The sequence below is a fragment of the Mesorhizobium sp. GW821-FHT07A06 genome (genome assembly GCF_059419085.1).
On the sequence record NZ_JBWKRC010000007.1, the window covers coordinates 122,629 to 148,643 of the forward strand.

24 protein-coding genes are annotated in these 26,015 nt (G+C 64.2%); 3 read left to right on the top strand and 21 right to left on the bottom strand.

Translation table 11 applies throughout. From position 1 onward, the window contains the following. Window positions 1–12: 12 nt before the first annotated feature. The 12 genes from AC07SZ_RS22485 to AC07SZ_RS22540 form a co-directional block, all read right to left on the bottom strand. The gene (locus tag AC07SZ_RS22485; RefSeq protein ID WP_056577139.1) at window positions 13–996 is read right to left on the bottom strand and encodes an ABC transporter permease; all 984 of its coding nucleotides are present in this window, start codon (window positions 994–996) and stop codon (window positions 13–15) included. After that, window positions 993–2,024 (bottom strand): ABC transporter permease, encoded by a 1,032-nt coding sequence (locus AC07SZ_RS22490; RefSeq protein WP_494915921.1) that lies wholly within the window; start codon window positions 2,022–2,024, stop codon window positions 993–995. Before AC07SZ_RS22490 ends, AC07SZ_RS22485 begins: the two co-directional genes overlap by 4 nt. Next, entirely contained in the window at window positions 2,021–3,547 is a 1,527-nt protein-coding gene (locus AC07SZ_RS22495; RefSeq protein ID WP_494915923.1) for a sugar ABC transporter ATP-binding protein, read from the bottom strand. Before AC07SZ_RS22495 ends, AC07SZ_RS22490 begins: the two co-directional genes overlap by 4 nt. A 71-nt stretch (window positions 3,548–3,618) precedes the next feature. Further along, window positions 3,619–4,620, bottom strand: coding sequence for a sugar ABC transporter substrate-binding protein (locus AC07SZ_RS22500; protein WP_056577130.1), 1,002 nt, complete (start codon window positions 4,618–4,620; stop codon window positions 3,619–3,621). Window positions 4,621–4,683: 63 nt separating this feature from the next. Beyond that, window positions 4,684–5,343, bottom strand: a complete 660-nt coding sequence (locus AC07SZ_RS22505; RefSeq protein WP_056577127.1) for an L-fuculose-phosphate aldolase — start codon at window positions 5,341–5,343, stop codon at window positions 4,684–4,686. Between the two features lie 27 nt (window positions 5,344–5,370). Beyond that, on the bottom strand, window positions 5,371–6,147 hold the full coding sequence (locus AC07SZ_RS22510) for an SDR family NAD(P)-dependent oxidoreductase (protein WP_056577123.1): 777 nt from the start codon (window positions 6,145–6,147) through the stop codon (window positions 5,371–5,373). 199 nt (window positions 6,148–6,346) lie between these two features. After that, window positions 6,347–7,183, bottom strand: coding sequence for a GntR family transcriptional regulator (locus AC07SZ_RS22515; protein WP_056577120.1), 837 nt, complete (start codon window positions 7,181–7,183; stop codon window positions 6,347–6,349). 71 nt (window positions 7,184–7,254) lie between these two features. Beyond that, entirely contained in the window at window positions 7,255–8,499 is a 1,245-nt protein-coding gene (locus AC07SZ_RS22520; protein WP_494915926.1) for an MFS transporter, read from the bottom strand. Then, window positions 8,496–8,948, bottom strand: a complete 453-nt coding sequence (locus AC07SZ_RS22525) for a MaoC family dehydratase (protein ID WP_056577114.1) — start codon at window positions 8,946–8,948, stop codon at window positions 8,496–8,498. The genes AC07SZ_RS22520 and AC07SZ_RS22525 overlap by 4 nt, the downstream gene beginning before the upstream one ends. Then, entirely contained in the window at window positions 8,945–9,385 is a 441-nt protein-coding gene (locus AC07SZ_RS22530; RefSeq protein WP_494915928.1) for a Zn-ribbon domain-containing OB-fold protein, read from the bottom strand. Before AC07SZ_RS22530 ends, AC07SZ_RS22525 begins: the two co-directional genes overlap by 4 nt. Then, window positions 9,385–10,536 carry a thiolase family protein gene (locus tag AC07SZ_RS22535; protein WP_056577108.1) on the bottom strand — a complete coding sequence of 384 codons (1,152 nt, stop codon included), beginning with the start codon at window positions 10,534–10,536 and terminating at the stop codon, window positions 9,385–9,387. Before AC07SZ_RS22535 ends, AC07SZ_RS22530 begins: the two co-directional genes overlap by 1 nt. Further along, window positions 10,533–12,479, bottom strand: coding sequence for an acetoacetate--CoA ligase (locus tag AC07SZ_RS22540; protein WP_494915930.1), 1,947 nt, complete (start codon window positions 12,477–12,479; stop codon window positions 10,533–10,535). Before AC07SZ_RS22540 ends, AC07SZ_RS22535 begins: the two co-directional genes overlap by 4 nt. A gap of 134 nt (window positions 12,480–12,613) precedes the next feature. Between AC07SZ_RS22540 and AC07SZ_RS22545 the strand changes: the two genes are divergently transcribed. Next, entirely contained in the window at window positions 12,614–13,792 is a 1,179-nt protein-coding gene (locus tag AC07SZ_RS22545) for an acetyl-CoA C-acetyltransferase (RefSeq protein ID WP_494915932.1), read from the top strand. Between the two features lie 264 nt (window positions 13,793–14,056). Here the strand turns inward: AC07SZ_RS22545 and AC07SZ_RS22550 are convergent, their stop codons facing one another. The 8 genes from AC07SZ_RS22550 to AC07SZ_RS22585 all read right to left on the bottom strand — a co-directional run bounded on the left by AC07SZ_RS22550 (window position 14,057) and on the right by AC07SZ_RS22585 (window position 22,614). Beyond that, window positions 14,057–14,359 (bottom strand): DUF982 domain-containing protein, encoded by a 303-nt coding sequence (locus tag AC07SZ_RS22550; protein WP_056577453.1) that lies wholly within the window; start codon window positions 14,357–14,359, stop codon window positions 14,057–14,059. 139 nt (window positions 14,360–14,498) lie between these two features. Beyond that, window positions 14,499–15,485 (bottom strand): ABC transporter ATP-binding protein, encoded by a 987-nt coding sequence (locus AC07SZ_RS22555; protein WP_056577102.1) that lies wholly within the window; start codon window positions 15,483–15,485, stop codon window positions 14,499–14,501. An 8-nt stretch (window positions 15,486–15,493) separates the two neighbouring features. After that, the gene (locus AC07SZ_RS22560) at window positions 15,494–16,453 is read right to left on the bottom strand and encodes an ABC transporter ATP-binding protein (RefSeq protein ID WP_494915934.1); all 960 of its coding nucleotides are present in this window, start codon (window positions 16,451–16,453) and stop codon (window positions 15,494–15,496) included. After that, window positions 16,450–17,421, bottom strand: a complete 972-nt coding sequence (locus AC07SZ_RS22565; protein ID WP_056577097.1) for an ABC transporter permease — start codon at window positions 17,419–17,421, stop codon at window positions 16,450–16,452. Before AC07SZ_RS22565 ends, AC07SZ_RS22560 begins: the two co-directional genes overlap by 4 nt. Next, entirely contained in the window at window positions 17,421–18,437 is a 1,017-nt protein-coding gene (locus tag AC07SZ_RS22570) for an ABC transporter permease (protein WP_056577094.1), read from the bottom strand. Before AC07SZ_RS22570 ends, AC07SZ_RS22565 begins: the two co-directional genes overlap by 1 nt. A gap of 22 nt (window positions 18,438–18,459) precedes the next feature. Further along, a complete protein-coding gene (locus AC07SZ_RS22575) occupies window positions 18,460–20,121 on the bottom strand; it encodes an ABC transporter substrate-binding protein (protein WP_056577091.1) in 1,662 nt (553 codons plus the stop codon). 18 nt (window positions 20,122–20,139) lie between these two features. Then, window positions 20,140–21,045 carry a proline iminopeptidase-family hydrolase gene (locus AC07SZ_RS22580; protein ID WP_494915936.1) on the bottom strand — a complete coding sequence of 302 codons (906 nt, stop codon included), beginning with the start codon at window positions 21,043–21,045 and terminating at the stop codon, window positions 20,140–20,142. 54 nt (window positions 21,046–21,099) lie between these two features. Next, complete coding sequence (locus tag AC07SZ_RS22585; RefSeq protein WP_494915938.1) at window positions 21,100–22,614, bottom strand: leucyl aminopeptidase; 1,515 nt, start codon at window positions 22,612–22,614, stop codon at window positions 21,100–21,102. A gap of 109 nt (window positions 22,615–22,723) precedes the next feature. Here AC07SZ_RS22585 and AC07SZ_RS22590 point away from each other — a divergent pair, with 109 nt between their 5' ends. Then, complete coding sequence (locus AC07SZ_RS22590; RefSeq protein ID WP_244494141.1) at window positions 22,724–23,749, top strand: LysR substrate-binding domain-containing protein; 1,026 nt, start codon at window positions 22,724–22,726, stop codon at window positions 23,747–23,749. A 204-nt stretch (window positions 23,750–23,953) separates the two neighbouring features. Beyond that, window positions 23,954–25,411, top strand: coding sequence for an NCS1 family nucleobase:cation symporter-1 (locus AC07SZ_RS22595; protein WP_056577080.1), 1,458 nt, complete (start codon window positions 23,954–23,956; stop codon window positions 25,409–25,411). 63 nt (window positions 25,412–25,474) lie between these two features. Here AC07SZ_RS22595 and AC07SZ_RS22600 read toward each other — a convergent pair whose 3' ends face one another. Then, window positions 25,475–26,014 carry a DUF1697 domain-containing protein gene (locus AC07SZ_RS22600; RefSeq protein WP_494915940.1) on the bottom strand — a complete coding sequence of 180 codons (540 nt, stop codon included), beginning with the start codon at window positions 26,012–26,014 and terminating at the stop codon, window positions 25,475–25,477. Between the last annotated feature and the right edge of the window lies 1 nt (window position 26,015).

The following is a 26,015-nucleotide window of genomic DNA, read 5'->3' on the forward strand; positions in this document are numbered from 1 at the left end:
GACCTTTCGAACTCAATGGGTGGCGCGGCGCAGGCCGAAGCTCACGGCCAGCACCAGGAAGACCAACACGCCGATGCCGACCTGCTGCCAGTAGAAGTTCCAGCCAACGAGCAGCAGCCCGTTCTTGACGATGGCAAGCAGCAGGACACCGAGCAGCGTGCCGATCACCGAAGGCTTGCGCTCGCGGCTCAGCGTCGTGCCGATGAAGGTGGCGCCGATGGCGTCGAGCAGGAAGGCGTTGCCGGACAGCGGCACGTAGGACTTGACCGTTGCCGACAGCAGGATGCCGGTGACGCCCGCCAGCAGCGCGCACAGCACATGCACCATCGACAACTCGCGCGGCACGCGGATGCCGGAATACCAGGCGACGCCCGGCTGCGCGCCCATCGCCTGCACATAGCGACCGAAGACAGAGCGGTGCAGCAGGACGTGGACCGCGATGGCCGAGACGACCAGCACGATCACCGGCGTCGGCACGCCGAACAAAGCGGTGCGGGCAATGGCGTTGAACTGGTCGCTGGCATAGCCGCTGGTGAGGTAGATTGGCTGGCCGCCGCTGGTGGCGAGCTGTTGTGTGCTCTGGCCGATGAACAGCACGCCAAGCGTTGCCAGAAACGGGCTGATGTTGAGCCTGGTGATGAGGATGGCGTTGAGGATACCGACGACCAGGGCAGCACCCAGGCCGCCACCGACGCCGACCACGCCGCTGTAACCGGCAGCCAAGAGCATCACGAAGACCATGCTGGCCATGTCAACGGACACGCCGACGGAAAGATCGATGCCGCCGGACGAGATGACGATGGTGAGCCCGAGCGCCACGATCGCCAGCATGACGACATTGTTGACCAGCACGTTGAAGAGGTTCGCCGGCGTCAGGAAGGTCGGGCTCGCCACCGCGAAGAAGATGACGATCGCCGCGAAGGCGATGAGCACGCTGTATTTGGCAAGGAAGGCGCGCAGGCTCATCTTGGGACTGTCATTTGCCGAGACGCTCATCGTGAACCCTCCGAGCCGCGGGCAAAGGATGTGATGGCCACCACCAGCAGGATCAGCGCGCCCTGCACGCCGTTGACCCAGTAGCTGGAGACGTTGAGCAACTGGAAGCCGTTGGCGAGCAGGCCGATGAACAGCACGCTGAGCAGCGTGCCGCCCATGGTCGGAACGAAGCGGCGGGAAAAGACGGTGCCGAGTAACGCCGCCGCCAGCACCGACAAAAGCAGTTCGCCGGAACCGGGCGTGCTGGCCGAGAGCCGCGAAACGGTGAGGACGCTTGCCACCGCCGCGCAGAAGCCGCTCAGCACATAGGTGAAGGACACGTAGAAGGGCACGCTGAGACCGGCCGCGCGCGCTGCTTCCGGATGGCCACCAACCGCGTAAAGCCTGAGCCCGAACGAGGTGTAGTGAAAGATGGCGATGACGAGGGCGGAGAACAGGATCAGCGCCCAGGCCAGCGCCGAGATGCCAAGAAAGGCCCCGGAAACCAGGAAGCCGAGCAGCGGGGAGGATGCGCCGACGACCGTGTTCTGGGTGAGCGTGAGTTCCATGCCGGCGGCTACGTTGAGCACGGCAAGTGTCGCCAGCAGCGGCAGGATGCCGAGACCGACCACGGCAAGGGCGTTCAGCACGCCAACCGCCATGCCGACGGCGATGGCCGCCAGCGCCGAAAGGACGTCGCCATAGCCCATCGACAGCAGCGTGGCGTAGACGGCGGCGCACAGCCCCATATTGGCGGCGATCGACAGGTCGATGCCGCCTTCGGTGACATCGGAGCCGCCGCCGATGATGACGGAAGTCATGCCATAGGCGAGCACACCCAGGATCGCCGACTGCTCGACGACGTTGATCAGGTTGAAGGTCGATGTGAAGCCCGGCGCAAAGACGACGAAATAGGCCATGATCGCGGCGAAGGCGGCAATCGCGCCGAGCCGCACGACGAGGGTGGCGAAGCGCCGTCCGGCACTTTTGCCCGTGGCGCTGGTTTGGTCGGACACGTCGGCTTGGGCGTGGACAGTTGTCGCGCTCATGCTGCCACCCCGTCAGCGTTGGAGCGCGCGCCCGATGACGCCGCGAGCAACGCATCGCTGTTCATCGCCGCACCGGAGAAGGTACCGGCCAGCCGGCCGCGATAGACGACCAGCACCCGGTCGCAGACGCCGACCAGTTCGAGCAGGTCCGACGACAGAAGCAGGATCGCCGCCCCCTCGCCCGCCAGCCGGTTCAATAGATTGTAGATCTCGACCTTGGCGCCGACATCGACGGCCACCGTGGGCTCGTCCAGCACATAGACCCGCGACCGGCAGCTCAACCATTTGGCGATCGCCACCTTCTGCTGGTTGCCGCCGGAGAGTTCGCGCACCAGCGCGTCGCGATGCGGCGTCTTGATCGACAATTCCTTGATCAGTCCGTCGACCGCCTGGTTCTCACTGTTGCGGCTGACCAGTCCGCTTCTGGAATAACGGCGCAGGCTCGCCAGCGAAATGTTCTCGCGCACCGACAGGCCGAGCGCCACGCCGTGCGCGCGACGATCCTCCGGCAGCATGGCGATGCCGTCACGCACGGCCTTGACCGGCGTCGACAGCGACAGCTGCTTGCCCTCGACCTTGACCTGGCCGCCATCGGCGGTCTTGAGGCCGAACAGACACTGCACGATTTCCTTGGCGCCCGAGCCGAGCAGGCCCGTGAGGCCGACGATCTCGCCGGCGCGAATGTTGAAGCCGATGTTTTCGAAGCTGCCGCCGAGCCGCAGATTGGCGACTTCGAGCACCGGCGCGCCCAGCGTGACCGAACGCTTGGGAAACATCTCGCCGACATCGCGGGCGATCATCATCGATATGATCTCGTCGATCGATGTCTCACGCGGATCGACCGTACCGACATCGGTGCCGTTGCGCATCACGGTGACGCGGTCACACAGCTTTTCGATTTCCTGCATGTAGTGGGAAATGAAGACCACGGCGATGCCGTCGTCGCGCAGTCGGCGCAGCACATCGAACAGGCTGTCGACCTCGCGTTTGACCAGCGCCGCGGTCGGCTCGTCGAGCACCAGCACGGACGCTTTCTGCGCCAGCGCCCGCGTGATCTGCACCACTTTCTGCTGTGCCGTGGTCAGGTCCTTGACCAGGGTTCCCGCCGGCAATTCCATGCCGAAGAAGCGCTTCAACAGATCGGCCGCCTTGCGCTCCATGGCGCGGCGGCTGACGAACGGGCCGAGACCGATTTCATGGCCGAGGAACACCGCCTCGCCGACAGTCGCGGTCGGCACCAGCAGCCTGTCCTGATGGATGAAATGCACGCCGAGCTTTTCCACCGCTGCCGGCGACAGCGAGGTCACGGTCTCGCCATTGATGACGATGGTGCCGCTGTCCGGTCGGATGATGCCGGCCAGCACCTTGATGATCGTCGACTTGCCGGCGCCGTTCTGGCCGACAAGGCCGAGGATCGAGCCGCGCGCGATCTCGAGGTTCGCGTTCTCCAGCGCCCGCACTGGACCGAACCGCTTCGATATGTCCGTCATCGATACAGCAATTTCACGCTTTGCTGTCTGCATGGCCGTCAATCCTGGTTGATGGTGGCGGGCGGCCATTTCCCTGGAGATGGCTGCCCGCCGTTTCGTTCCGCCTATTTAACGCCTGCTTTTTCGGCGGCGTCGAGGAACGGCTTTCCTTTTTCGGCGGCATTTTCCTTGTTGATCAGCACCGCCGGTACGAAGGTGAAGGGCGCAACCTTCTGGCCGGCAAGATATTTGGCGGCATTGTCAACCGATGTCTTGCCGATCTCATAGGGCTGCTGCGCGGCCACCGCGCCTGCCGACGACTTCGGATCCATCACCATCTTGATGACTTCCGGGCTGCCGTCGATGCCGTAGGTCTTGACCTCGTTACGGCCGGCGGCCTCCACCGCCTGCGTGGCGCCGATCTGCGGTACGTCCCAGCAGGCCCACACCGCGCCGATCGAGCCCTTCTCGGGCGACTTGGTCAGCATATCGGTGACGTTGGAATAGGCGCTCTGCACGGTGTTCGGGATGACGTCGCGCAGTTCCGGCTCGACGATCTTCACATCGGGGAACGAGGTCAGCACATATTTCAGCTGGTCGTAGCGGATCTTGCAGACCGGCACGCTGTAGAAGCCGTTGAAGACCAGCACATTGCCCTTGCCGCCCATGTCGGCGACCATCTGCAGCGCGATCTCGGCGCCGATGTTGTAGTTGTTGGACGTGGTGTTGTTGATGGCGTGCGGCGTCGCGGTGTCGACCGTGAACAGCGGGATGCCGGCATCGCGGATCTTCTGCAGCCACGGGTTCAGCACTTCCAGATTGCCGAGCTGCTCGATGATGGCGTCGGGCTTCTGAGCGATGAGCGTCTGCAACTGCGCGATCTGCTGCTGGTCCTTGCGGCCGGCGTCGAGCGCGATCACTTCGCCGCCGAGCTCCTTCACGCGGTCCTGGATGCCGCGGAACGCCATCAGGTCCCAATAGTGATCCGTTCCGATGGCGGAGACGCCGATGCGCTTGCCCTTGAGCGACAGTTCCTCGGCACTCGCGCCCGAGATGGCGGCCAGGCTGCAAGCCGCCGCCAATCCCAAAGCGAGCGCCTTGACGAGGCCTTTCATGGATCCGGTCATTTCATTTCCTCCCTTGTTGATCGCTCCGGGCCTTCCCGAAGGATTGTGCCAGATGGCCGCCGCTCAGGCAGCAGCCTCCTTGTCGCGCAGGCCGTAGCTGGCCATGCGCTTGATGACGTTTTCGATCTCCTCCTCGGACAGGATCGGCGGCTCGCCGATCTGCAGGGCGCCGTGATACTGCCGCGCCAGCGTTTCCACCTCCACCGCCAGCCACATCGCCTGGCTGAGGCTGGAACCGACCGCGATCATGCCGTGCTGTGCGAGCAGGCAGGCCTTGCGGTCGCGCAGCGCCTCCACCGCATGCGCCGAAAGCTCGGCCGTGCCGAAGGTGGCGTAAGGGGCGCAGCGAATGTCGCTGCCGCCGGCGACCGCCACCATGTAATGGATCGCCGGTATCTTCCTGCCCATGATGGCGATGGTCGTGCAAAAGGTTGGATGCGCATGGACGACCGCGTTGACCTCGGGCCGCGCCTTCATGATGTCGAGATGGAAACGCCATTCGCTCGACGGCGGCAGGCGCCCGTCGACCTCGCCGTCCCAGGCCATGAAGACGATGTCCTCGGGCACCAGCGTCTCGTAAGGCGTGCTGGTCGGCGAGATCAGCATGCCCTCGCCATGGCGTCGGCTGACATTGCCTGAGGTGCCCTGGTTGATGCCCAGCGCGTTCATCTTGAGGCAGGCATCGATGATTGCCTGGCGTGCCTCTAGGTCCGAAACGGTCATGCGATATTCCAATCCTTGCTCGGCCCGTCACCAGGCCGTGTAGCCGCCATCGATCGACAGGATCGCGCCAGTGACGTAGCTCGACGCAGGCGAGGCGAGAAACAGGATCGCCGAGGCGATCTCGTGCGGCTCGCCGAGCCGGCCCATCGGCGTCATGTCGATCCAGGTGTTGAAGAGTTCCGGGCGCTCGCGCATTTTCAGCGTCATCTCGGTGCCGACATAGCCCGGCGCCAGGGCGTTGACGCGAACGCCCGATTTCGCCCATTCGACGGCCAGCGCCTTGGTCATCATGTGCACGGCGCCCTTGCTCACCATGTAGGAGGGCGCGGTCTGCGGACGGTTGATGATCAGGCCCGACATCGAACCGAGATTGACGATCGAGCCCTTGTTGCGTGCGACCATCGAGCGGCCGAAGGCGCGCGAGACCCAGTAGACGCCGTTGACGTTGACGTCCATCACCAGGCGCCATTCTTCGTCCGATGTGTCGAGCGCGGCGTTGAGGCGGGCGATGCCGGCGCTGTTGACCAGTATGTCGACCTGGCCGAAATCGCTGACGATTCGAGCGGCCATCGCTTCGACGGCTTGCGGATCGGTGACGTCCAGCACGCGGCCGTCGACGCTGGCGACACCGGCCGCCATGAGTTCGTCGGCGGCGGCTTTCAGCCCTTGCGTATTCATGTCGAGAAGGACGATGCGCGCGCCGCAAGTACCAAGCGCCTTGGCGGCTTCCAAGCCGATGCCGCTGGCGCCGCCGGTGACGACGGCAACCTCGCCCGTCAGGTCGAATTGCGACCGGTAATCCACGCAAATCCTCCATCGGACCAGGCTTGCACGCGGGCAAAATCTTCCCCTCGCCGCCAAGGCGGCGTCGCAAGCCGATCGATCCTGATAATGCCTCCAGGGTCAGGCTCCTCCCGGCCCCACGACAAGGACGTTACAGAAGCTTCCCGGGTCCGTCAATCTGGTTATAACCAGAAAACGGATTCTTTTTCATGGGCGTGATTCAGGTGCGATCGACACCGTTCACCGTCGCCGACGGCTGCTCGACCGCCATGTGGATGCGGGCGACGGAAGAGTTGTAGAAGGCCTCGTAATATTCGAGCGCCGCGCCATCCGCGTCATAGGCAATCGACTCGATCTCGATCAGCGGGGTGTTGGCGGCAACGCCCATCTGCTCGGCCTCTTCCTTGGTGGGCAAGGCCGCGCGCAGCCAGCGGTCGGCGCGCTTCACCGTCAGGCCGAACACCGCGCGGATGGTGCCGAAAATCGACTGGTTCTCCGACAGGATGTTTTCGAGACCGGGCACCCGGTGCCCCGGCAGGCTGATGCGCGTCATGGTGATCGGCGCGCCGTCGGTCATGTAGACGCGGCTGATGCGGACCACGCTGCCATTGGCGGGAATGCCGAAGACGCTGGATTCCTTCTCGTTCGGCGGGCAGCGGTAGATTTCGAGCGTGCGCGTCGAGACCTTGTGGCCTTTCGCCGTCAGGTCGTCGAACACGCCGAGATTGGCCGTCATGAAGTCGACATGCTCGCGCGGTGCGGCGACGAACATGCCCTTGCGCGGCATCTTGATGATGCGGCCCTCGCTGGATAGCGAGCCGATCGCGGCGCGCACGACCGGACGCGAGACGCCGAAGAAATCGCACAGGGCCTGCTCGGAAGGGATGCGCGAATTGGCCGCCAGCAGGCCGGTGTTGATGGCTTCCTCGACCTGGTTGCGCAATTGCACCCACAGCGGTGCCGCCTCGTCGCGGTTGAGCTCGACCTTGGAGCCGATCGAGCGGAACGCCTCGGCGGCTCCGGCATCTTCCTGGTCGTAGCGAGGACGCCCACGCATTCTGGTCGTTTGTTCCATTCGGTCCCGCCGCAAAATCATTTGCCGCGACTCAAGGAGCGGCAGCATCCTCCCTAACGGAGGCCGCCAGCCATATTCACGCTCTCCGGCAAGTTTCGCAACCACAGCATGGCCGCGGCCCCGAGAAGCGGCCCGGGAACGAGCAGCAGGAAGGCCCAGCGCCAGCCGCCGATGAGGTCGGCAAAGTGCGGTGTCAGCCAGATGGCGAGCACTGTCAGCGCGAAACCGGCGCCGAGTTGCACCGAGAGCGCCGTGCCGACAAAGCGGCGGTCGGCAAGCTCGGTGATGGCGGCGGAGAACTGCGCGGAATCACCTATCACCGAAATGCCCCAGACGACGGCCACCAGCATGAACAGCCAAGGCGGCCCGGTGAACAGAAACCCCATCAGCAGGGCGCAGCTTCCCGAGACGATCATCATGCCGGCTGTGGTCGCCGTTCGGCCGATGCGGTCCGACAGATAGCCGCCGAGCAGGCAGCCGAGCATGCCGGAGGCGACGACGAAGAAGGTCGACAGCGAAGCGGCGGCGGCTGTTCCGATCGCCTGCGCTTCGAAAGCGGCGCGCGTGTAAGCAAGCAGCCACGCCCACATGGCGTAGAGTTCCCACATATGGCCGAGATAGCCGAGATTGGCCAGCAGCAGCGGCTTTTCACGAAACACCTGGCCGATGCGCGCCGGCTCGAACACCGCCTTGCCGAAGGGATAGGGCCCTTCCTTGGCAAACAGCAGGAACAGCAGCGCGCCGATGGCCGTCGCCAGGCTGGCGGCGGCGACCACCGGCCGCCAGTCGAGCGCGCTTGAGGCGGCGCGGAAGAGATGCGGCAGCGCCGAGCCGATGGTCAGCGCGCCGATGACCGCGCCGAGCGCCAGTCCCCTGTCGCGCGTGAACCAGGTCGCGACAAGCTTCAGGGCCGGGGGATAGACGCCGGCGAGTGCCGCGCCGGTAACGATGCGCGCGGCGATGGCGCCGCCCGGATCGGGGTGGAACAGCAGGCTGGCGTTGGCGAGCGCGGCAACCATTGCCGCCGCCGCCATGAGACGACCGAGCCGCACCAGGTCGGGAAGGTTGACCAGGCTCGCCGCCAGCGCGCCGATCACGAAGCCGACCTGAACGCCATTGGTCAACCAGGCCTCGGCGCCAGGGCCGAGCGCAAGCTCCTGCTTCAGCTCGGGCAGGATGGCGGTCGCCGAAAACCAGGTGGTCAGCGACAGGACGACCGCCAGGCAAAGCAGCGACAGAACGCGCCAGCGTTCGCGGTCGGCCGCCACGCCAAGCCGGCTGTCGCCCACCGTGTTCATACGCCTTGCAGCGGCACGGTGAACACCGTCGCCGTGCCGGTGAGACAAAGCTCGCCCTGGCCGTTGCGCACGCTGGTCTCGATCTTGCAGATCGGCTTGTCGGGGCGGACCTCCTTGACCTCGACCCGTCCGGTGATCTCCTCGTCGACGCCAACCGCCTTGACGAACTTCCAGGCGACCTCGAGGAACACCGTGCCGGGTCCCGGCAGATCCTCGGCGACCAGCGCATTGAGGATGCCCGAGGTGACGCCGCCTTGGACGATCAGCTTGCCGAACACCGATTTCTCGGCCAGCGCGCGGTCATAGTGCAGCGGATTGCGGTCGCCGGTGATGTCGGTGAAGGCTTCGATGTCGCTGATGCGCGTGCGGCGCGTGCGTTCGGCAAAGGCGCCGACCTGCGGACGGCCCTTCACCACGCCTGCCCAGCCGTCTTTCGTCTCGGTGCTCATTTCGGCTTCTCCTCTGTTGCGGTTTCGACTGGTTTGAAGGCCGGCAGGACACGGCCGCCTATGGCTGTCGGCGCGAGCAAGAGCGCGTCCCCAACCCCAGGCGATCGCATGCCCGGCAAGATGAAACTCAGCATGGTCGGGCCCTCGGCCAGTTCGACCAGCCCAACCACATAAGGTGCCACCGGCAGCCAGCCGGGATGCCCCGGCTTGTGTACTAGGGAAAAGGATTTCAGCTGGCCCCTGCCCGACGCCTCCTTCCAGACGAGGCGCTTGCTCCAACAAGGCGGGCACATCGGGCGCGGGTAGAACACCGCCTTGCCGCAGTCCTCGCAGTGCTGGATTTTCAGCCGCCCTTGCGCCGCCGCGTCCCAGAATGGCTGGGTCAGCGCGGTGATCGTCGGAGCGGGGGTTTTCAATGTGTTGAGATCGACGGACATCAGGCGGCTCCCAGCACGAGCGCGGTCGCCTCGCTCATCGTCGCGCCGTTCCCGGTGACCAGTGCCAGCTCGGCCTTGTCGATCTGGCGCTCGCCCGCCTTGCCGCGCAATTGGCGCACCGCCTCGACGACATGCGTCATGCCGCCGGCAAGATCCGGCTGGCCGAAGCCGAGCTGACCGCCGTGGGTGTTGAGCGGCTTGTCGCCTTGGTGCGAAAGATTATGGTCGCGCAGCCACGCGCCGAACTGGCCGGGGGCGCAGAGGCCGGCATCCTCGATCGTCGTGGCGACCATGATCGTGTAGCAGTCGTAGAGCGAGAGAAGATTCATCTGATTGGCGTCGGTGCCGGACTGCGCGAAGGCCCGGGCCATGGCGCTCTTCAGCGGACCGGAGGTGAGACTGGGCGCCTGGCTGACCGCGCGATGCGTGACCTTCTCGCCGGCGCCGAGCAGATGCACGGGTCTCCCGGGCAGCGTGCGCGCACGTTCGGCCGAGGTGACGATCACCGCCTCGCCGCCGGCGACCGGCATGACGATCTCGTATAGATGCAATGGCGAGGCGACCATCGGCGACGCCAGCACGGCGTCCACATCCGCCGGCTTGCCGAAGAAGATGGCGTCGGGGTTGAGCTGCGCATTGGCGCGCGCCGCGGCGGCGATCAGCGCGAAATCCCTGGCGGTCGAGCCATGCTCTGCCATATGCGCCTGCATCAGCAGCGCATAGGAGATGTTGGCGCCCGAGGCGCCGAACGGCACGTCGAACTCGCGGATCGGATTGCGGTTGGGCGAGCGGGGTGCCGCCGCCTCGCGGTTGTTGGCGAGCACGCACAGCACTGTCTCGCACATGCCGGCCTCGATCGCCGCAGCCGCGCGCCAGACCATCCCTGCTCCCGAAGCGCCGCCCAGGTCGACGACATTGGCCATGGTCGGCGCCAGGCCGAGATATTCGGCGATCGTTGCCGGAACATGCTGCGGCGTCTCGCCGACCTGCGGCCCGACCAGCAGCCCATCGATCGCAGCCGGCTCCAGCCCGGCATCGAACACTGCCAGGCGCGAGACCTCGGCGATCATCTCCAGCGTCGTCACGCCGCTGGTCAGGCGCTGCGGTTTCAACTCGCCGATGCCGACGATCGCTCCCTTGGCCCGGCTCATGCCGCCTTGCTCCTGTCGAGCGCACGGTATTCCTCGAGGCATGCGGGATTGGCGAGCGAAGCTATGTTTTTCACCGGCTTGCCTTCGAGCGTGGTGCGGGCGGCCCCTTCCACTCGCTTGCCATTGAGCGTGTAAGGCACGGCCTGCACCGCATGGATGCGATGCGGGACGTGACGCGGCGATGCGCCCTCGCGGATGGCGCGGCGGATCCGCGCGGCAAGCTCGGGCGTGAGGCCAAGACCCGTGTTCAGCTTGACGCAAAGCACGATCTCTTCGTCGCCTTCGACCGGCGCGCCGAACACCAGGCAATCTTCGATCTCGGCGAAGGTCTCGCAGGCGGCATAGATCTCGGCCGTGCCGATGCGCACGCCGCCGGGCTTCAGCGTCGTGTCCGATCGGCCATGGATGATCCCCGAGCCATGCGCGGTCATCTCCGCGACATCGCCATGCGTCCAGATTTCCGGGCGTGCCGCGAAATAGGTGGCGTGGTAGCGCGTGTCGCCTTCCTTGCCCCAGAAGGTCAGCGGCATGGACGGGAACGGTTCGGTGCAGACCAGATCGCCTTGCCGGCCGATGACCGGCGCGTTGCGCTCGTCCATGACAGCCACCGCAAGGCCCAGCCCCTTCACAGTCAGTTCGCCACGGCGAACCGGATGGATCGGCGAACCGAGCAGGAAACAGCCGATGATCTCGGTGCCGCCCGAGATCGAGGCAAAGATCATGTCCTGCTTCACCTGCGCGTAGACCCAGTCGAACTGGCCGGGCGAGACCGGCGCACCGGCCGAGAGCAAGGAGCGTAGCGAGGACAGGTCGTGCAGACGTCCCGGCGCGTAGCCTTCGGCGGCCAGCGTCGCCAGATATTTCGGGCTGGTGCCGAAATGCGTGACGCGTGCACGCTCCGCCATTGTCCACAGCGGACTGGGGTCGAGGCCCTCGGCGGTCTTCAGGATCGGTGCGCCGTCATAGAGCACCACGGTCGCGCCGCAGGCGAGGCCCGAGATCAGCCAGTGATACATCATCCAGGCCGTGTTGGTGTACCAGCTCATCACGTCGCCGGGGCGGACATCGCCATGCAGCAGATGCTCCTTCAGATGCTGGAGCAGCACGCCGCCGGTGCGGTGGACGATCGCCTTCGGCGCACCCGTGGTACCCGAGGTGTAGAGCACATAGGCCGGATGGTCGAAGGGCACGCGTTCAAAGGCGAGCGTACCGTCGCTGCCGAAATCGTCGAAGTCGAGACAGGCCGCCGTGCAGTCGGGCTTAGCGCCCGGCTCACCGGTCAACACCAGCGTGGTCACAGTCGGCATCGCGACGACGATCTCGGCCAACCGCTCGGAGATGTCGTGTTCCTTGCCCGCGTAATGATAGCGCGGCGCGGCAAACAGCACCTTGACGCCGATCTGGCCGAGGCGGTCGACGATCGCCGCGGCGCCGAAATCCGGAGAGCAGGACGACCAGACAGCGCCGATCGACAGCGTCGCCAGCAGCGCCACGAGACCTTCGACACGGTTGGGCAGGATGCCGCCGACGCTGTCGCCCCTCGCCACGCCGGCCGCGCGCAGGCCTTGCGCCGTCCTGGCGACGCGCCGGCGCAGCTCGCCAAGGGTGAAGGTGCGGAAATGGCCGCTCTCGTCGGCCTCGATGATCGCGGCCCGATCACCGTCGCCCCGCAGCAGGTTTTCCGCGAGATTGAGTGATGCGTCGGGGAAGAATCGGCTCTGCGTCATCGGCGCCTGACCGTCGCGCAGGAAAGAGATCGCGCCGGGATCGCCGATCACGCGGCCAAAGTCCCACACCGCCCGCCAGAACGCGCCGGGGTCGCTGACCGACCAGCGATGCAGCGTTTCGTAGTCGCGCGGGTCGAAGCCGTTGGCCCGGCAAAAGCGCGCAAGATTGGACGATTCGAACGCGGCCGGCGCCGGCGCCCAAAGCACGGATGACATGAATTTCCTCCCGGAATGCAGGCCGGCACGAAGCCATCATCTTGTCTGCATGTTGCTTTCAGATTATTGGTTATAACCAGAATGTCAAGCGGCGTACACAGCCTTCTGTGCCGCACAAAATGGAGGACAGGAAATTGCAGGATGCGGTGTATATCGTCGCGGCCAAACGCACGCCGATCGGCAAGCTGAATGGCGCGCTCGCCAGCCTCTCGGCGGCGGAATTGGGCGGGCAGCTCATTCAGGCGATGCTGGCCGGAACCGGGCTTGCGCCAAGAGCCGTCAGCGAAGTGATCATGGGCCAGGTGCTGACCGGCGGCGCCGGGCAGAACCCGGCAAGACAGGCATCGCTCAAGGCCGGCCTGCCGGTTAACGTCCCCGCCATGACGGTCAACAAGGTGTGTGGCGCCGGCCAGAAGTCGATCCATCTCGCCGCGCAGGCAATTCGCTGCGGCGACGCCGATTGCGTGATTGCCGGCGGACAGGATTCGATGACATCGGCGCCGCACTTCATTCCAGGCGTTCGCGGCGGCGTGCGCATGGGCGACCGGGTCGTCAAGGATTCGATGGTAACCGACGGGCTGTGGGACGCCTTCCATCAGGTCCATATGGGCGTCACGGTCGAGTCGCTGGCGCGGCGCTACCAGATCACGCGCGATGAGCAGGACCGCTTCGCGCTGCGTTCACAGGAGAAAGCCGACGCCGCCATCCGTTCGGCAAGGTTCGACGATGAGATTGTGCCAGTCTCCGTAAAGACCAGGCAAGGCGATGTCGTCGTCGACCGCGACGAGCATCCAAACCCCTCGACCACCCTCGAAGGGCTTGGCCGGCTTAAGCCGGTCTTCGAGCTAGAGGGGACAATCACGGCCGGCAACTCCTCCGGCCTCAACGATGGTGCCGCCGCCGTGCTGGTGATGGCGGAGACACGGATGAACGAACTCGGGCTAAAGCCCCTCGCCCGCATCGCGTCCTATGCCTCGGCGGGTGTCGAGCCGATGGATATGGGGCTGGGCCCCGTCGCGGCGTCACGCCTTGCGCTGCAGAAGGCCGGCTGGCGGACGTCCGACCTCGACGTCATGGAGATCAACGAAGCCTTCGCCGCGCAGGCGATCGCGGTCAATCGCGAGATGGGCTGGAACGAGGAGATCATCAACATCAGTGGCGGCGCCATCGCTCTCGGCCATCCGCTGGCCGGATCCGGCTGCCGCATCGTGGTGACGCTGCTCCACGAGATGACGAGGTGCAACGCCCGCAAAGGCCTGGCCTCACTCTGCATCGGCGGCGGCCAGGGCGTGGCGATCTGCCTCGAACGATGAGGCTGAACCTCTGCGCAGTTTTTGCCTGAGAAGAACTGGGCATGGTCTGGCCTCGCCGCCTACTAATCTCATGAGCCGACGAACGGCAGCCACCTCAACCCGTCTTCCCGATGGGGACTTAACCGGCGAAGTTGGACGGCGGCAAAGCGACGGTTTGTGGCTCTGGGTGATCGACCGTTATTCCGTCGCTTGAGCATACAGATAAACCGCCGCTATGGGCTCGGCCCATGACGTTCAGCAATGACGTCCAGCAGTCCGACGCGTCTATCGCCGCAGCGCGTATACGCTTGCCATGGTTTCGCCGGCGACAGGCAACGCCATGTCATCGTCTAGAAGCCGCGTGATCCGGGCAAAGCCCGTGAATGCCTTCCTCGCCTCTTCAGCCGACATTTGCCCCGACAGGGCGGCCGAGCAGCAATTCAGCGCGCACTGATACACAGGTCCACGTCGTCCCGTTGGCCACTTACGCAAGAAAACCATCGCCTCGGCGACACTATCCACTTCTTCTACAGGGTGCCCCTGCCCGCGCGAGATCCGCACGGGCGAAAAGAAATGCAGGTAGTCCATCGTTTCCTCCCGGTCGATCGCGATGCGCCCGATCGAACCAAATGTAACGCCCCGCCTCGCCGTCGGTTCCACGCAAAAAACGGAATCTTTAAAAATCTTTTGGCCGAATGCGATCGCCGATACGAGGATGACGGCTCGGCTACACCGTCGGGAAGTGGCAGGCAACTTTCCGGCCGGGCCGATACTCCCTCAGCTCCGGCCGCTCCGTGCGGCAGCGCTCGGCCGCGATCGGGCATCGAGGGTGGAAACGGCAGCCGGATGGCGGCTTGAGCGGGCTCGGCACATCGCCGGTGAGGATAATGCGCTTGCGCGTCCCACTCGGCGTTGTCTCGACCACGGGGACTGCCGAGATCAGCGCCTGGCTGTAAGGGTGGGCCGGGGCCGCGAACACCTCCTCCGCCGGCCCTTCCTCGACGATCGAGCCGAGATACATCACGGCAATGCGGGTCGACACCTGGCGCACCACCGAGAGATCGTGGGCGATGAAGATGTAGGTTAGGTTGAGCTTCTCCTGCAGGTCGGCGAGCAGGTTCACGATCTGCGCCTGCACCGACACGTCGAGCGCGGAGACCGGCTCGTCCAGCACGACAAGATCGGGGTTCAACGCGATGGCCCGCGCGATACCGACGCGCTGGCGCTGCCCGCCCGAGAATTCGTGCGGATACCGCATGACATGATCCGGCAACAGCCCGACGAGTTCGAACAGTTCCGCGACGCGCGCGGTGATCTCGCGTGACGAAAGCTTGCCATGGATGCGCAAAGGCTCGGCCACCAGGTCTCCGACACGCCGGCGTGGATTGAGCGAGGCAGACGGATCCTGGAAGACCATTTGCAGGCGGCGCCGCAGCGGCCTCAGTTCTGACAGCGATTTTGTGGTGATGTCGTCGCCTTCGAAGAGAAGCTTGCCGTCCGTAATGTCGTAGAGCCTCACCAGGCAGCGCGCCAGAGTGGACTTGCCGCACCCGGACTCGCCGACCAGCCCGACCGTCTCGCCGCGCCGCACGCTCAGCGAAACATTGTCGACCGCATGCACGGTTCGCCTGCCTTCGGCGGAAAAGCGGGAGCCGATCGAAAAACGCTTTCCCAGCGAACGCGTCTCGAGAATCGGGCGATCCTTGTCGGTCATGGGTCCGCTCATGCCTGTGCCACCCGAAAGCATGCCGCGGCGTGGGTACCCGCCCCAAGGTCGGGCTTGCCGGTCACGCAGGGCTCGTAATGCACCGGGCAACGCGGGCCGAACGCACAGCCCTGCGGCAATCGAAGCAGCGATGGCGGCGAGCCGGGGATGGCCGGCAGGCGGCGCGGCTTGTCGCCGGTCAGCGGCGGGATCGAACCGAGCAGCGCCCGCGTATAGGGGTGTCGCGGGTTGGAAAACAGCTCCATCCGACTGCCGCGTTCAACCACGCGGCCCGCATACATGACCATCACCCGGTCGGCAAGTTCGGAGACCACGCCCATGTCGTGCGTGATGAAGACGACCGCTGATTTGTGGGTCGCGCGCAGCTTGCGCACCAGGTCGAGAATGCCGGCCTGCACCGTGACGTCGAGCGCCGTGGTCGGCTCGTCCGCCACCAGCAGTGCCGGATTGCAGGACAAGGCCATTGCAATCACCGCCCGCTGCCGCATGCCGCCCGAAAGCTGATGCGGGTAGCGCGACATCGCCTCGTGCGGGTTGGGAAAATTCACCTCGGCCAGCAGTTCTTCCACGCGCTCCATCGCCTTGGCCTTGCTGATGGTGCGATGCGCGCGGATCTGTTCGGCGATCTGCCAGCCAATCGTGTAGACAGGCGTCAGCGCCGTCATTGGATCCTGGAAGATCATCGCGATCTCATTGCCGCGCAGGCGTCTCAGTTCGCGCGCGGGCAGCCCCACCAACTCGCGTCCCTTGTAGCGGATCGAGCCTTCGATGGTGGCATTGGGATCGGTGATGAGGCCCATCACGGCCAGCAGCGATACCGTCTTGCCGGACCCGGACTCGCCGACGACACCGAGGATCTCGCTTTCCGCGAGGTCGAAGGAAACGCCATCGATCGCCCGCACCAGGCCGTCATTGGTACGGAAGGATACTTTGAGGTCGCGCACCGACAGTATCATGATGTCCTCAGGCGCGGATCGAGAAGGATGTAGACGAAATCGACGACCGCGTTGGCGATCACCACGAACATGGAAGCATACATCACCGTTGCCATGATCATCGGCAGATCGAGGTTCTGCAGCGCGTCATAGGTGAGCTTGCCGATACCGTGCAGCCCGAACACCACCTCGGTCAGCAACGCCGAACCTCCCACCAGTGCGCCGAAGTCGAGACCGAACAAGGTGACGAAGGCAATGAGCGACGTGCGCAAGGCATGGCGCAACAGGATACGGGTCTCCGACAGCCCCTTGGCCCGGGCCGTGCGGATATAGTCTTCCTGCAGGGATTCGATGATCGCCGCACGCAGCACGCGTCCATAGATGCCGATGTAGAGGATGGCCAGCGTGATCCATGGAATGATCAGCGTCAGGAACCAGCCCTTCGGATCGTCGGAGAAATTCTTGTAGCCGAGCGGCGGCACCCAGGAGAACGCCCAACTGTCATGGTAACGGCTCTGGGTGATCAGGTTCATCACCTCGCCCAGCCAGTAGACCGGCATGGAGATGCCGAGCAGCCCCAGCGCCATCAGAAGCTTGTCCAGCCAGCTGTCGCGGGTGGCGGCGGCGACGATGCCGATGATGATGGAGACAACCACCCACAGGACCGCAGCCCCGAACACCAGCGAGAGTGTGACCGGAATGGAATCCATGACCGCCGGCACCACCTTCCAGCCACGGTTGACGAACGAGGTCAGGTCGCCGGTGACGAAGATCTTCTCCATCATTTTCACATATTGCACGTAGAGTGGCCGGTCGAAGCCAAAACTGTGGCGCACCGCCTCCAGCACTTCGGGCGACGCATTGCGGCCGGCGATGCGCGCGGCCGGGTCGGCGCCCGGCGTCGCGAAAAAGATCAGGAAGACAATGACCGAGATGCCGAACATGACGAACAGCATCTGACCGAAACGGCGCAGGATGGCGTAGATCATCAGTCGCGCCCCAGCCGAACCTTGGAGCGCGGATCGAGCGCGTCGCGCAGCCCGTCGCCGAAGACATTGAGCGCCATGACCGAAACCGCGATCGCCAGGCCCGGAACCAGCGCCACCAGCGGCCTGGTGTAAAGCAGCGCCTGTCCGTCCTGGATGATGGTGCCCCAGCTCGCAGCCGGCGGCTGCACGCCGATCGACAGGAAGGAGAGCGCCGATTCCGTCAACATGTTCAACGCCATCATCAGCGGCACGAAAACGATGAGCGTGGTTGTAATGTTGGGCAGGATATCGCGCCACAGGATGCGCCATCCCGGCACGCCCAGATTGATCGCGGCGAGCACGAACTCGCTGTGGCGCAGCGACAGGACCTGACCGCGTATCGGTCGAGCCACATAGGGCACGTAGACGATGCCGATGATGATGACCGGCAGCCACAGGCTGCCGGACTCGATATCTATCGGCCCGATCCTGATCCCTTGCGCGATGGTGACGATGGAAAGCGAAATCGCCAGCAGGTAGATCGGAAACGCCCACAGGACATCCAGCAAGCGCGACAGCACCGTGTCGGTGACGCCGCCGAAATAGCCGGCTACCAATCCCGCCGCCGTGCCGATGATCAGCGTGAAGATGGTGGCCGCCCCGGAGATCAGCAGCGAGCTCAGCCCGCCATAGAGCATCCGGGCCATGACATCGCGCCCCTGGCTGTCGGCGCCGAGGAAATAATTGCCGAGCCGCCAGGTTGGACCGAGGGGCGTGTAGCCGAGCCCGAGCCCCTCGGTCGATTGTTCCATCACCGGGACGTCGGTGCCGTCGATCTGGATGACGGCGTCGAGCGTCGAGGCGAATGGGTCCACGCCGGCCCATTGCGCGTAGAGAGGCGCACTGAGGCAGGCAAGGACGATGAGGAGGAACACGGCCAGGGACGCCATCGCGGCCCTGTCCCTTGCCAGCTTCGCGAACGCGACGGCCCAGGGCCCTCGCGTCTTGCGCGGCACGGCGACAGCTTGGTTCGACACGGACGTGTCCCTCCGCAGTTCGTTACTGCACCCAGGACTGGGTGATCATCCAGTTGAACTGCCGGTTGAACTTGAAATTGCCGACCCGTTTGCTGACGAAGTCAAGCCGCTTCGGCGTGAAGAGGCCGACGGCCGGTGCCTTGTCGGTGACTTGCTTGTCGATTTCGGCCCACAATTTGTCGGCGGCTTTCTGGTCCGTCACGCCAAGGTCCAGCGCCTTTTGCATCTTGGCATCGATGTCCTTGTCGCAGAAGCCGGCGATGTTGATCGAGGCATCCGAACCTTCACGGAAGGAGGCGCAGCTGAACAGGATGTTCAGGAAGTCCGAAGCCGCCGGATAGTCCTTGTACCATTGGGTGACGGACATCTGCACTTTGTTGTTGGTGTTCTGGATGTAGGTGAACTGGATATTGGACGAGATCGGCTTGACGTCGGCCACATAGCCGATGGTCGTCAGCACGCTCTGCAGATAGACGCCGATCGACCGGGAAATGGCGGTATCCTCGACGATGATGGTCACCTTCTGGCCCTTGGTTCCCGATTCCTCGACGAGCTGCTTGGCCTTGTCGAGATCAGGCGCCGACCATTTGGCGCCGGGGTCCTTGGTGAAGGGGCAATAGTCTTCATGGCCGGGGAAGTCCGGCGGCAGGACCTGGCAGACCGGCGAGGCCAGCACCTTGCCGCCGAAAAGCTTGACCAGTGTGTTGCGGTCGATCGCATAGGCAACGGCCTGGCGCGCCTTTTCATTGTCGAATGGAGCGAGGCGGTTGTTAAGCGGGGCATACCACCAGGCTGAAAGCGGCGAGATGTGCAACTGGTCCATGGATTTGCTGCCAAGTTCGCCCAGGCGGTCGCTCGGCAATGCGTCGAACATCCAGTCCGCTTCGCCGTTCTGGATCGCGGTGACGGCCGCTTCCTCGGACAGGCCGAAATCATATTGGACAACGTCCGGATAGCCGTCCGGCTGCGCTTCCTCGCTCCACTGCTTGAAATTGGGATTGCGCGAAACCGTCATGCCTTTGTTGGGGTCGAAGGCGGAGATCATGTATGGACCGGTGCTGGGGATGGGTTTGGAGCCCATGTCTTCGGCTGGCGTGTCCGCCGGCAGGACCACGGCATGCGGCAGGGCAAGCTTGTAGAGGATTTCGGCGTCGGGCTTGGTGAGGTTGACGGTGATGGTGCCGGCCGCTTCATCGCCGACAACGCCGCCTTCCAGCGTGCAGCCCTTGGTATCGGCCAGGCATTTGTCGGCGCCGACGATGCCGGCATAGAACGTGCCGGAGGTCGGCCCTGAAACCTTGAAGATGCGCTGGAACGAGGCGACGACATCCTTCACGCCAAGATCCTGGCCGCTGGAAAACTTGATGCCCTTGCGTAACCTGAAGGTGAAGGTCTTGCCGTCATTGGTAACCTCGGGCAGTGCCTCGGCCAGGTCGGGAACGATGGTGAAGCCGTCCATGCCCTCGGCCTTGCGGAAGGCCACGAGCCCGTCATAGATCGGCTGGTACACCTGCCAGCCCTGGTCGGTGTAATTGATGTGCGGGTCGAGCGTTCCCGCCGCGGAGCGGGCCAGAAGGCGGATGGTGCCGCCTCGGTGCTCCTTGAGATATTCAGCCTGTGCCGGGGCCAACCAGGTGCCGGCCAGCAATGCGGCTGCTGATGCCGCCAGGAGCAGTTTCTTCATGTCTTGATTCCCCTTTTCTCAGTTGTCGTTGTGGTCCAGGAAGTCTCCCACCGCCCGCATGCACGCATCCTGTTCTTCGACATGCGGCATGTGGCTGGAGTGCTCGAATATCTCCCAGCGCGATCCTCGGATGCCGTCCTTGAAGGGCTGCACGGTCGCGGGCGTGGCCTCGTCGTGACGTCCGGAGATGATCAGCGTGGGAACATCGATGGCCGGCAGGCGGTCGATGATGCTCCAATTCTTCAGGGTTCCGATGACGTGGAACTCGTTCGGCCCATTCATCAAATTATAGACGGTGGGATTGCGCACAACCTGGGCGAAGGTCTCCGTCACCTCTGGCGGAAACGGCACGACCCGGCAGACATGCCGCTCGTAGAAAGCCATCGTCGCCGCCTGGTAGGCCGGATCGTCCGTCGTGCCGGCCTGCTCGTGGCGGGTCAGTGTCTCCTGCACGTCCTCGGGCAGATCGGCGCGCAACCGGTTGGCCTCTTCGACCCACAGCTTCATCGAAGCCGGCGAGTTGGCGATGGTCAGCGACTTCAGACCTTTCGGCCGCGTGACCGCATATTCGGCGCCCAGCATGCCACCCCAGCTCTGGCCAAGCACATGGAAGCCCGCGCGAATGCCAAGACGGTCGACGAGGTTTTCAAGCTCGTCGATGAAAAGCCGAGGTGTCCAGAAGTCGGCGCCTTTCTCGGGCAGCAATGTGGAATTGCCGCAGCCCAACTGGTCATAGTGGATGACGGCGCGATCTCTTCGGGCAAGAAGCTTGTAGGCATCGACATAGTTGTGGGCGGCGCCTGGTCCACCATGCAGGATCACCACCGGGGCCTTCGCGGCGTCGATGTCGCCAGAGATCCGATACCAGGTTTTGTAGTTGCGGAAGGCGGCCCGCCCTTCCCTGTCAATGATCCCAGACGACATTCCGTTTCCCATCACGTTCGAACGCATCTCGCTCCTGTCCCTGACGGCAGGCGCCTAGTTTACCTTGCGGCCGGCCTGCACCCACTCTTCCAGCATCTGCACGCCGAAGGCGGTGGCACCTTGCCTGCCCAAGGGCCGATCGGTGTCGGTCAATTCCTTGCTGGCGATGTCGAGATGCACCCACGGGCGGTCTTCCGTGAAATGGCGCAGGAAAGCAGCCGCATAGGGAGCATCGCCATCCTCCATGTCCTTGGCATGGTGGCGGAGGTCGGCGAATGGCGATTGCAGTCCCTCGTCATAGGCACGGTCGAGAGGCAGCCGCCAGAACCGCTCGCCGACGGTTTCGCCGGCCGCGATCATCTGCGAGGCGATGGCATCGTCGGTGCTGAACAGGCCGGCGAATATCGATCCCAGGCCGCGCGTCACCGAATAGGTCAGCGTCGCCAGATCGACGATCACCGACGGATTGAAGCGTGTTGCCGCGTAGTGGAGACAATCGGCCAGGAGCAGGCGCCCTTCGGCGTCGGTGTCGAACACTTCCACGGTCTGTCCCGAGGCTGTCGTGATGATGTCGCGCGGTTTGAGAGCGGTGCCGGACGGCATGTTCTCGGCAATACCGAGGACGCCGACGGCGTGTACCGGGCTGCCTTGCCGGGCGAGCGCGATCAGCAGGCCGACCACCGCCGCCGCCCCGCCCATATCGGCCTTCATGTCGAACATCTGCTCGCCGCGCTTGATGCAGAGGCCTCCGGAATCGAAACAGACGCCCTTGCCGACGAATGCCAGCGGTTGCGAGGGAGCACCCTTGCCGCGATAACGCAGCACGGCCACCCGTGGCGGCCGCGCCGAGCCGGAGCCGACCGCCAGCAGCGCGTTCATGCCGAGCTCTTTCAGTTGCGCGGCATCGAGTATTTCGATGTCGATGCCGGCCTCGCGCAGTGGCTCCAGATGATCGTGGAAATTGTCGGGGTGGAGATGGTTCGGCGGCAGGTTGACCAGCGTGCGCGCGTATTCGACGCCATCGGCGATTGCATTGACCCGGGCCAGCGCCGGGGTCAGCTCCGCGCTGCTTGCTCCGACCAGTTGCACCCGCAGGGTTCGATCCGCTCCCGCCCCCTGGCGCCGGTTGCGCATGTCGAAACGATAGCGCCGCAGCCGCATGCCAAGCGCGACGCGCGCCAGGATCTCGGCTCCGGGCAAGCCGACATCGGCAATAGGGTCGAGGACAAGCGTGGCCGCGCATTCGCCCTTGCTTTCCAAATGAGCGGCAAGCAGACCGCCGGCGCGCGCCAATGACAGGGCGCTCACGGCTTCCGCCTTGCCCAGGGCGAGGACGATTACGCGCCGGACCGATACGGCCTGGGGGGCGATGAGATCGATGCAGGTCCCGGATTCGGCCAATGCGGCCGGGTCGGAGCAGGCGCGGGACAGAACCCCGCCCATTTCAGCATCCAGCGCCGCTGCCCGGGGGCCAAAGCCTGTCTGGGCGGTTTGCAAGATCACGACGACAGAGGCTTCCGCGGAAATCTCGTCCACCGTTTCGAAGACCGGCACTGGCGATTGAGGCATATGCGGTGGTTCTCCCATTTGCTGATGTGCGCAATGCTTCCACCGCGGCGGTGGAACCGATCAGGCCGGCCTCCGCCATTGGTTGAACGGTGCCGGAGGCCCCAAATAATTGTTTTTGGACGGCGACTTAGTCGCTCTTGTCCTTGGGTATCCCCGAACAGGCCAGGCGATCAAACGCCAATTTTGCCCAAGTCGATTGACAAAAACTCAACTGACAATTCATGATTGGCCCATGGCCTTACCGTCACTCAATGGCATGCGCGCTTTCGAGGCCGCCGCACGTCTCGGCAGCATCAAGGATGCGGCCGAAGAACTGCACCTGACGCCCTCGGCCATAAGCCGCCACATCCGTGCGCTTGAAAGGAATCTCGGCCAGGATCTGTTCGAGCGCGGATTTCGCCAGATAACGCCGACCATCAGGGGCTCTTATTATGCGCGCAGCCTCTCCGAGGCATTCGAGGCCATCTGGCGCGCCACCGACGATGTCAGCCTCACCGATGGTCCGGGTCACGGCAGGACCCAACGTGTCCGGGTGTTGTGCGTGCCGGTCGTTCTGAACCTTTGGCTGGCGGACCGCTTGCCGAACTTTCGCCGGCTGCACCCGACGGTGGAGCTGGAGATCTCGACATCAGGCAAGCCTGCCAACTTCGATTTGGCCATTGTCGACGAGTTCGTCTACAAGGCCGGCCCGGCTCTGACGTTGCTCATTCCGGTGGTACTGACGCCTGTCTGCGCGCCCTCATTGCTCGATGGGCCCGTGCCGCTGCGATCGCCCGCTGACCTGGTCAATCACCACCTGATCCATGAATGCGAGACCATGCGATGGAAGCGGTGGCTGGAGCAGGAAGGTGTTTCGGATACGACGCCCAAATCCAGCACGACGCTGGATGATTGCACGCTGATCATGCGCGAGGCGATCAATGGCGCCGGAATAGCGCTTGCCGACACGATGATGGCACAGGATTTTCTTGAGCAAGGCAAGCTTGTCGCCCCGTTTCGTGCCCGCCACACCTACCCGGCAGGCATCTATCTGCACCGGCCTCGCAGCATCGGCAACAAGCCAGGCACCAGCCTGTTTCAGGATTGGCTATTGTCCGAAGTCGAGGACCACAAGCGGGTAATGGCCATCACCTAGGGCGAACCGTTGTTGCCGAATCCGAATCACCGGACCGCCCTGTTCAACAACGGCCCACCAATGCGATCCGTCGATAATCGCGGTTCATATTGAATATCTTTAAGGTCAAAGCCGGCAAATGGATTGCTTGTCGGTTCCCCAGCGTCAGGCGTAACCTCTTAGCTCCACGCGTGAGGGCGCGTGCTGCAAGAAGGGGATATTGCAATGACGATACAAGGCGCATCGCCTGGCCTGTACAATGAGGACCTCGCTCCCGCCAAAGTTCGAAACTGGGGAGCGTTTTCGATCTTCAACGTCTGGACGTCGGACGTCCATAGTCTGTGGGGTTATTATCTCGCCGCCAGCCTGTTTCTGTTCTGCGGCGGCTTCGTCAATTTCATCATAGCCATCGGCATCGGGTCTCTGATCATCTACGCGCTGATGAACATGGTCGGCTATGCCGGCGTGAAGACCGGCGTGCCCTACCCCGTGCTTGCTCGCGCCTCCTTCGGGGTGTGGGGAGCCAACATACCGGCGCTGGTGCGCGCCATCGTCGCCTGCTTCTGGTACGGCGCGCAAACGGCGGCCGCATCCGGCGCGATCGTGGCCTTGCTGACCCGCATGCAATGGTTCGACGAGTTCAACAAGACTTCGCATCTTCTCGGCCATTCCACGCTGGAAGTGATCTGCTTCGTCATCATCTGGGCGCTGCAGTTGCTGATCATCCAGAAAGGCATGGAAACGGTACGCCGCTTCCAGGATTGGGCCGGGCCCGCGGTCTGGGTGATGATGCTGCTCCTTGCCATCTATCTCTGCGTCAAGTCAGGGACCTTCGCCTTCACCAGCGATATTCCAATGGATGTGCTGCGCGAAAAGACCGCCGATGCCGGCATTCCGGGCGACCCCGGATCGTGGACGGCACTCTTCGGGGTTGCCGCGATCTGGGTGACCTATTTCTCGGCGCTTTATCTCAATTTCTGCGACTTCGCCCGCTACGCGCCGGATAAGGCCGCGCTGCGCAAGGGCAACATCTGGGGCCTGCCGGTCAACCTGATCCTGTTCTCGCTGGTCGCTGGCGTCACCACCATTGCCGCCTACGACGTCTATCACGAAGTACTGCTGCATCCCGACCAGATCTCGGCCAAGTTCGACAGCTGGTTCCTGGCGGCCCTTGCCGCGCTGACCTTCGCGGTGGCGACGCTCGGCATCAACGTCGTCGCCAACTTCGTCTCGCCGGCCTTCGACTTCTCCAACGTCTTCCCGCGCCAGATCGACTTCAAGAAGGGCGGCTACATCGCGGCGCTGATCGCGCTCGTGCTCTATCCCTTCGCACCGTGGGAAGGCGGCGCGGCGCATTTTGTCGGCGTCATCGGCGCGACGATGGGACCGATCTTCGGAGTCATGATGGTCGACTACTATCTGATCCGCAAAGGCGAGGTCGACGTCGAGGCGCTTTATCGCGAGGATGGCGAGTTCCGTTTCCAGGGCGGCTGGCATGTCAATGCCTTCATCGCCGCCGGCATTGGTGCCGTCTTCTCGTCGATCCTGCCGAACTTCACCAACTGGCTGCCTGCCTGGTGGGGCGTCTACGGCTGGTTCTTCGGTGTCGCCATCGCCGGCGTCATCTACTACGTGCTGCGCACCGCCGCCGTGGGTGCGGGCGCCAGGACGGCGAAGGCCTGAACAAGGGAATAACACAGTAGGGCAGTAAGCGAGCAGGGAATAGGTCCCTACTGCCCTACTGCCCTACTGCCCTACCATGTCGGCCAGCTTGCGCACTGTGTTCCAGTTGCGCGTGGTGCCGGTGCCGAGACGCTTGTGGTTCATCGCCGCGAGCAGCCGTGAACTCGGCCTCTCGCGCGAAAAGACGACCCAGATGTCGCCGCCGACTGAAAATACCTTTTCATCCTCGGCGGCATAGGCCTGGAGTGCGGCGACAGCATTGGCGGGCGCAGGGTTGCGCATCACCCTTACGGCCACCTGGTCGCCTGCCGCGGCTGAGTCCGCCGGGAATGGATTGCCGGCAGCAAGTTTCAGCCATCCCTCGCCGACGCGCACGATGATGTCGACATGGCGGCCGAAGGTTTTTTCGAAGGCCGTTTCCAGCCGCTGTTCCAACTTGCCGATATCGGTCGCCCGCGCGTCGAAAACCAGATTGCCCGTCGCTGCCAGCGTGCGGGCATTCCTCAGGCCAAGGCCTTCCGCCATTGCCTTGAGGTCGGCCATGACGACCCGGCGCCCCTCGCCCAGAATGATGCTGTAGAGGAGCGCGACATAGGTCTGCATG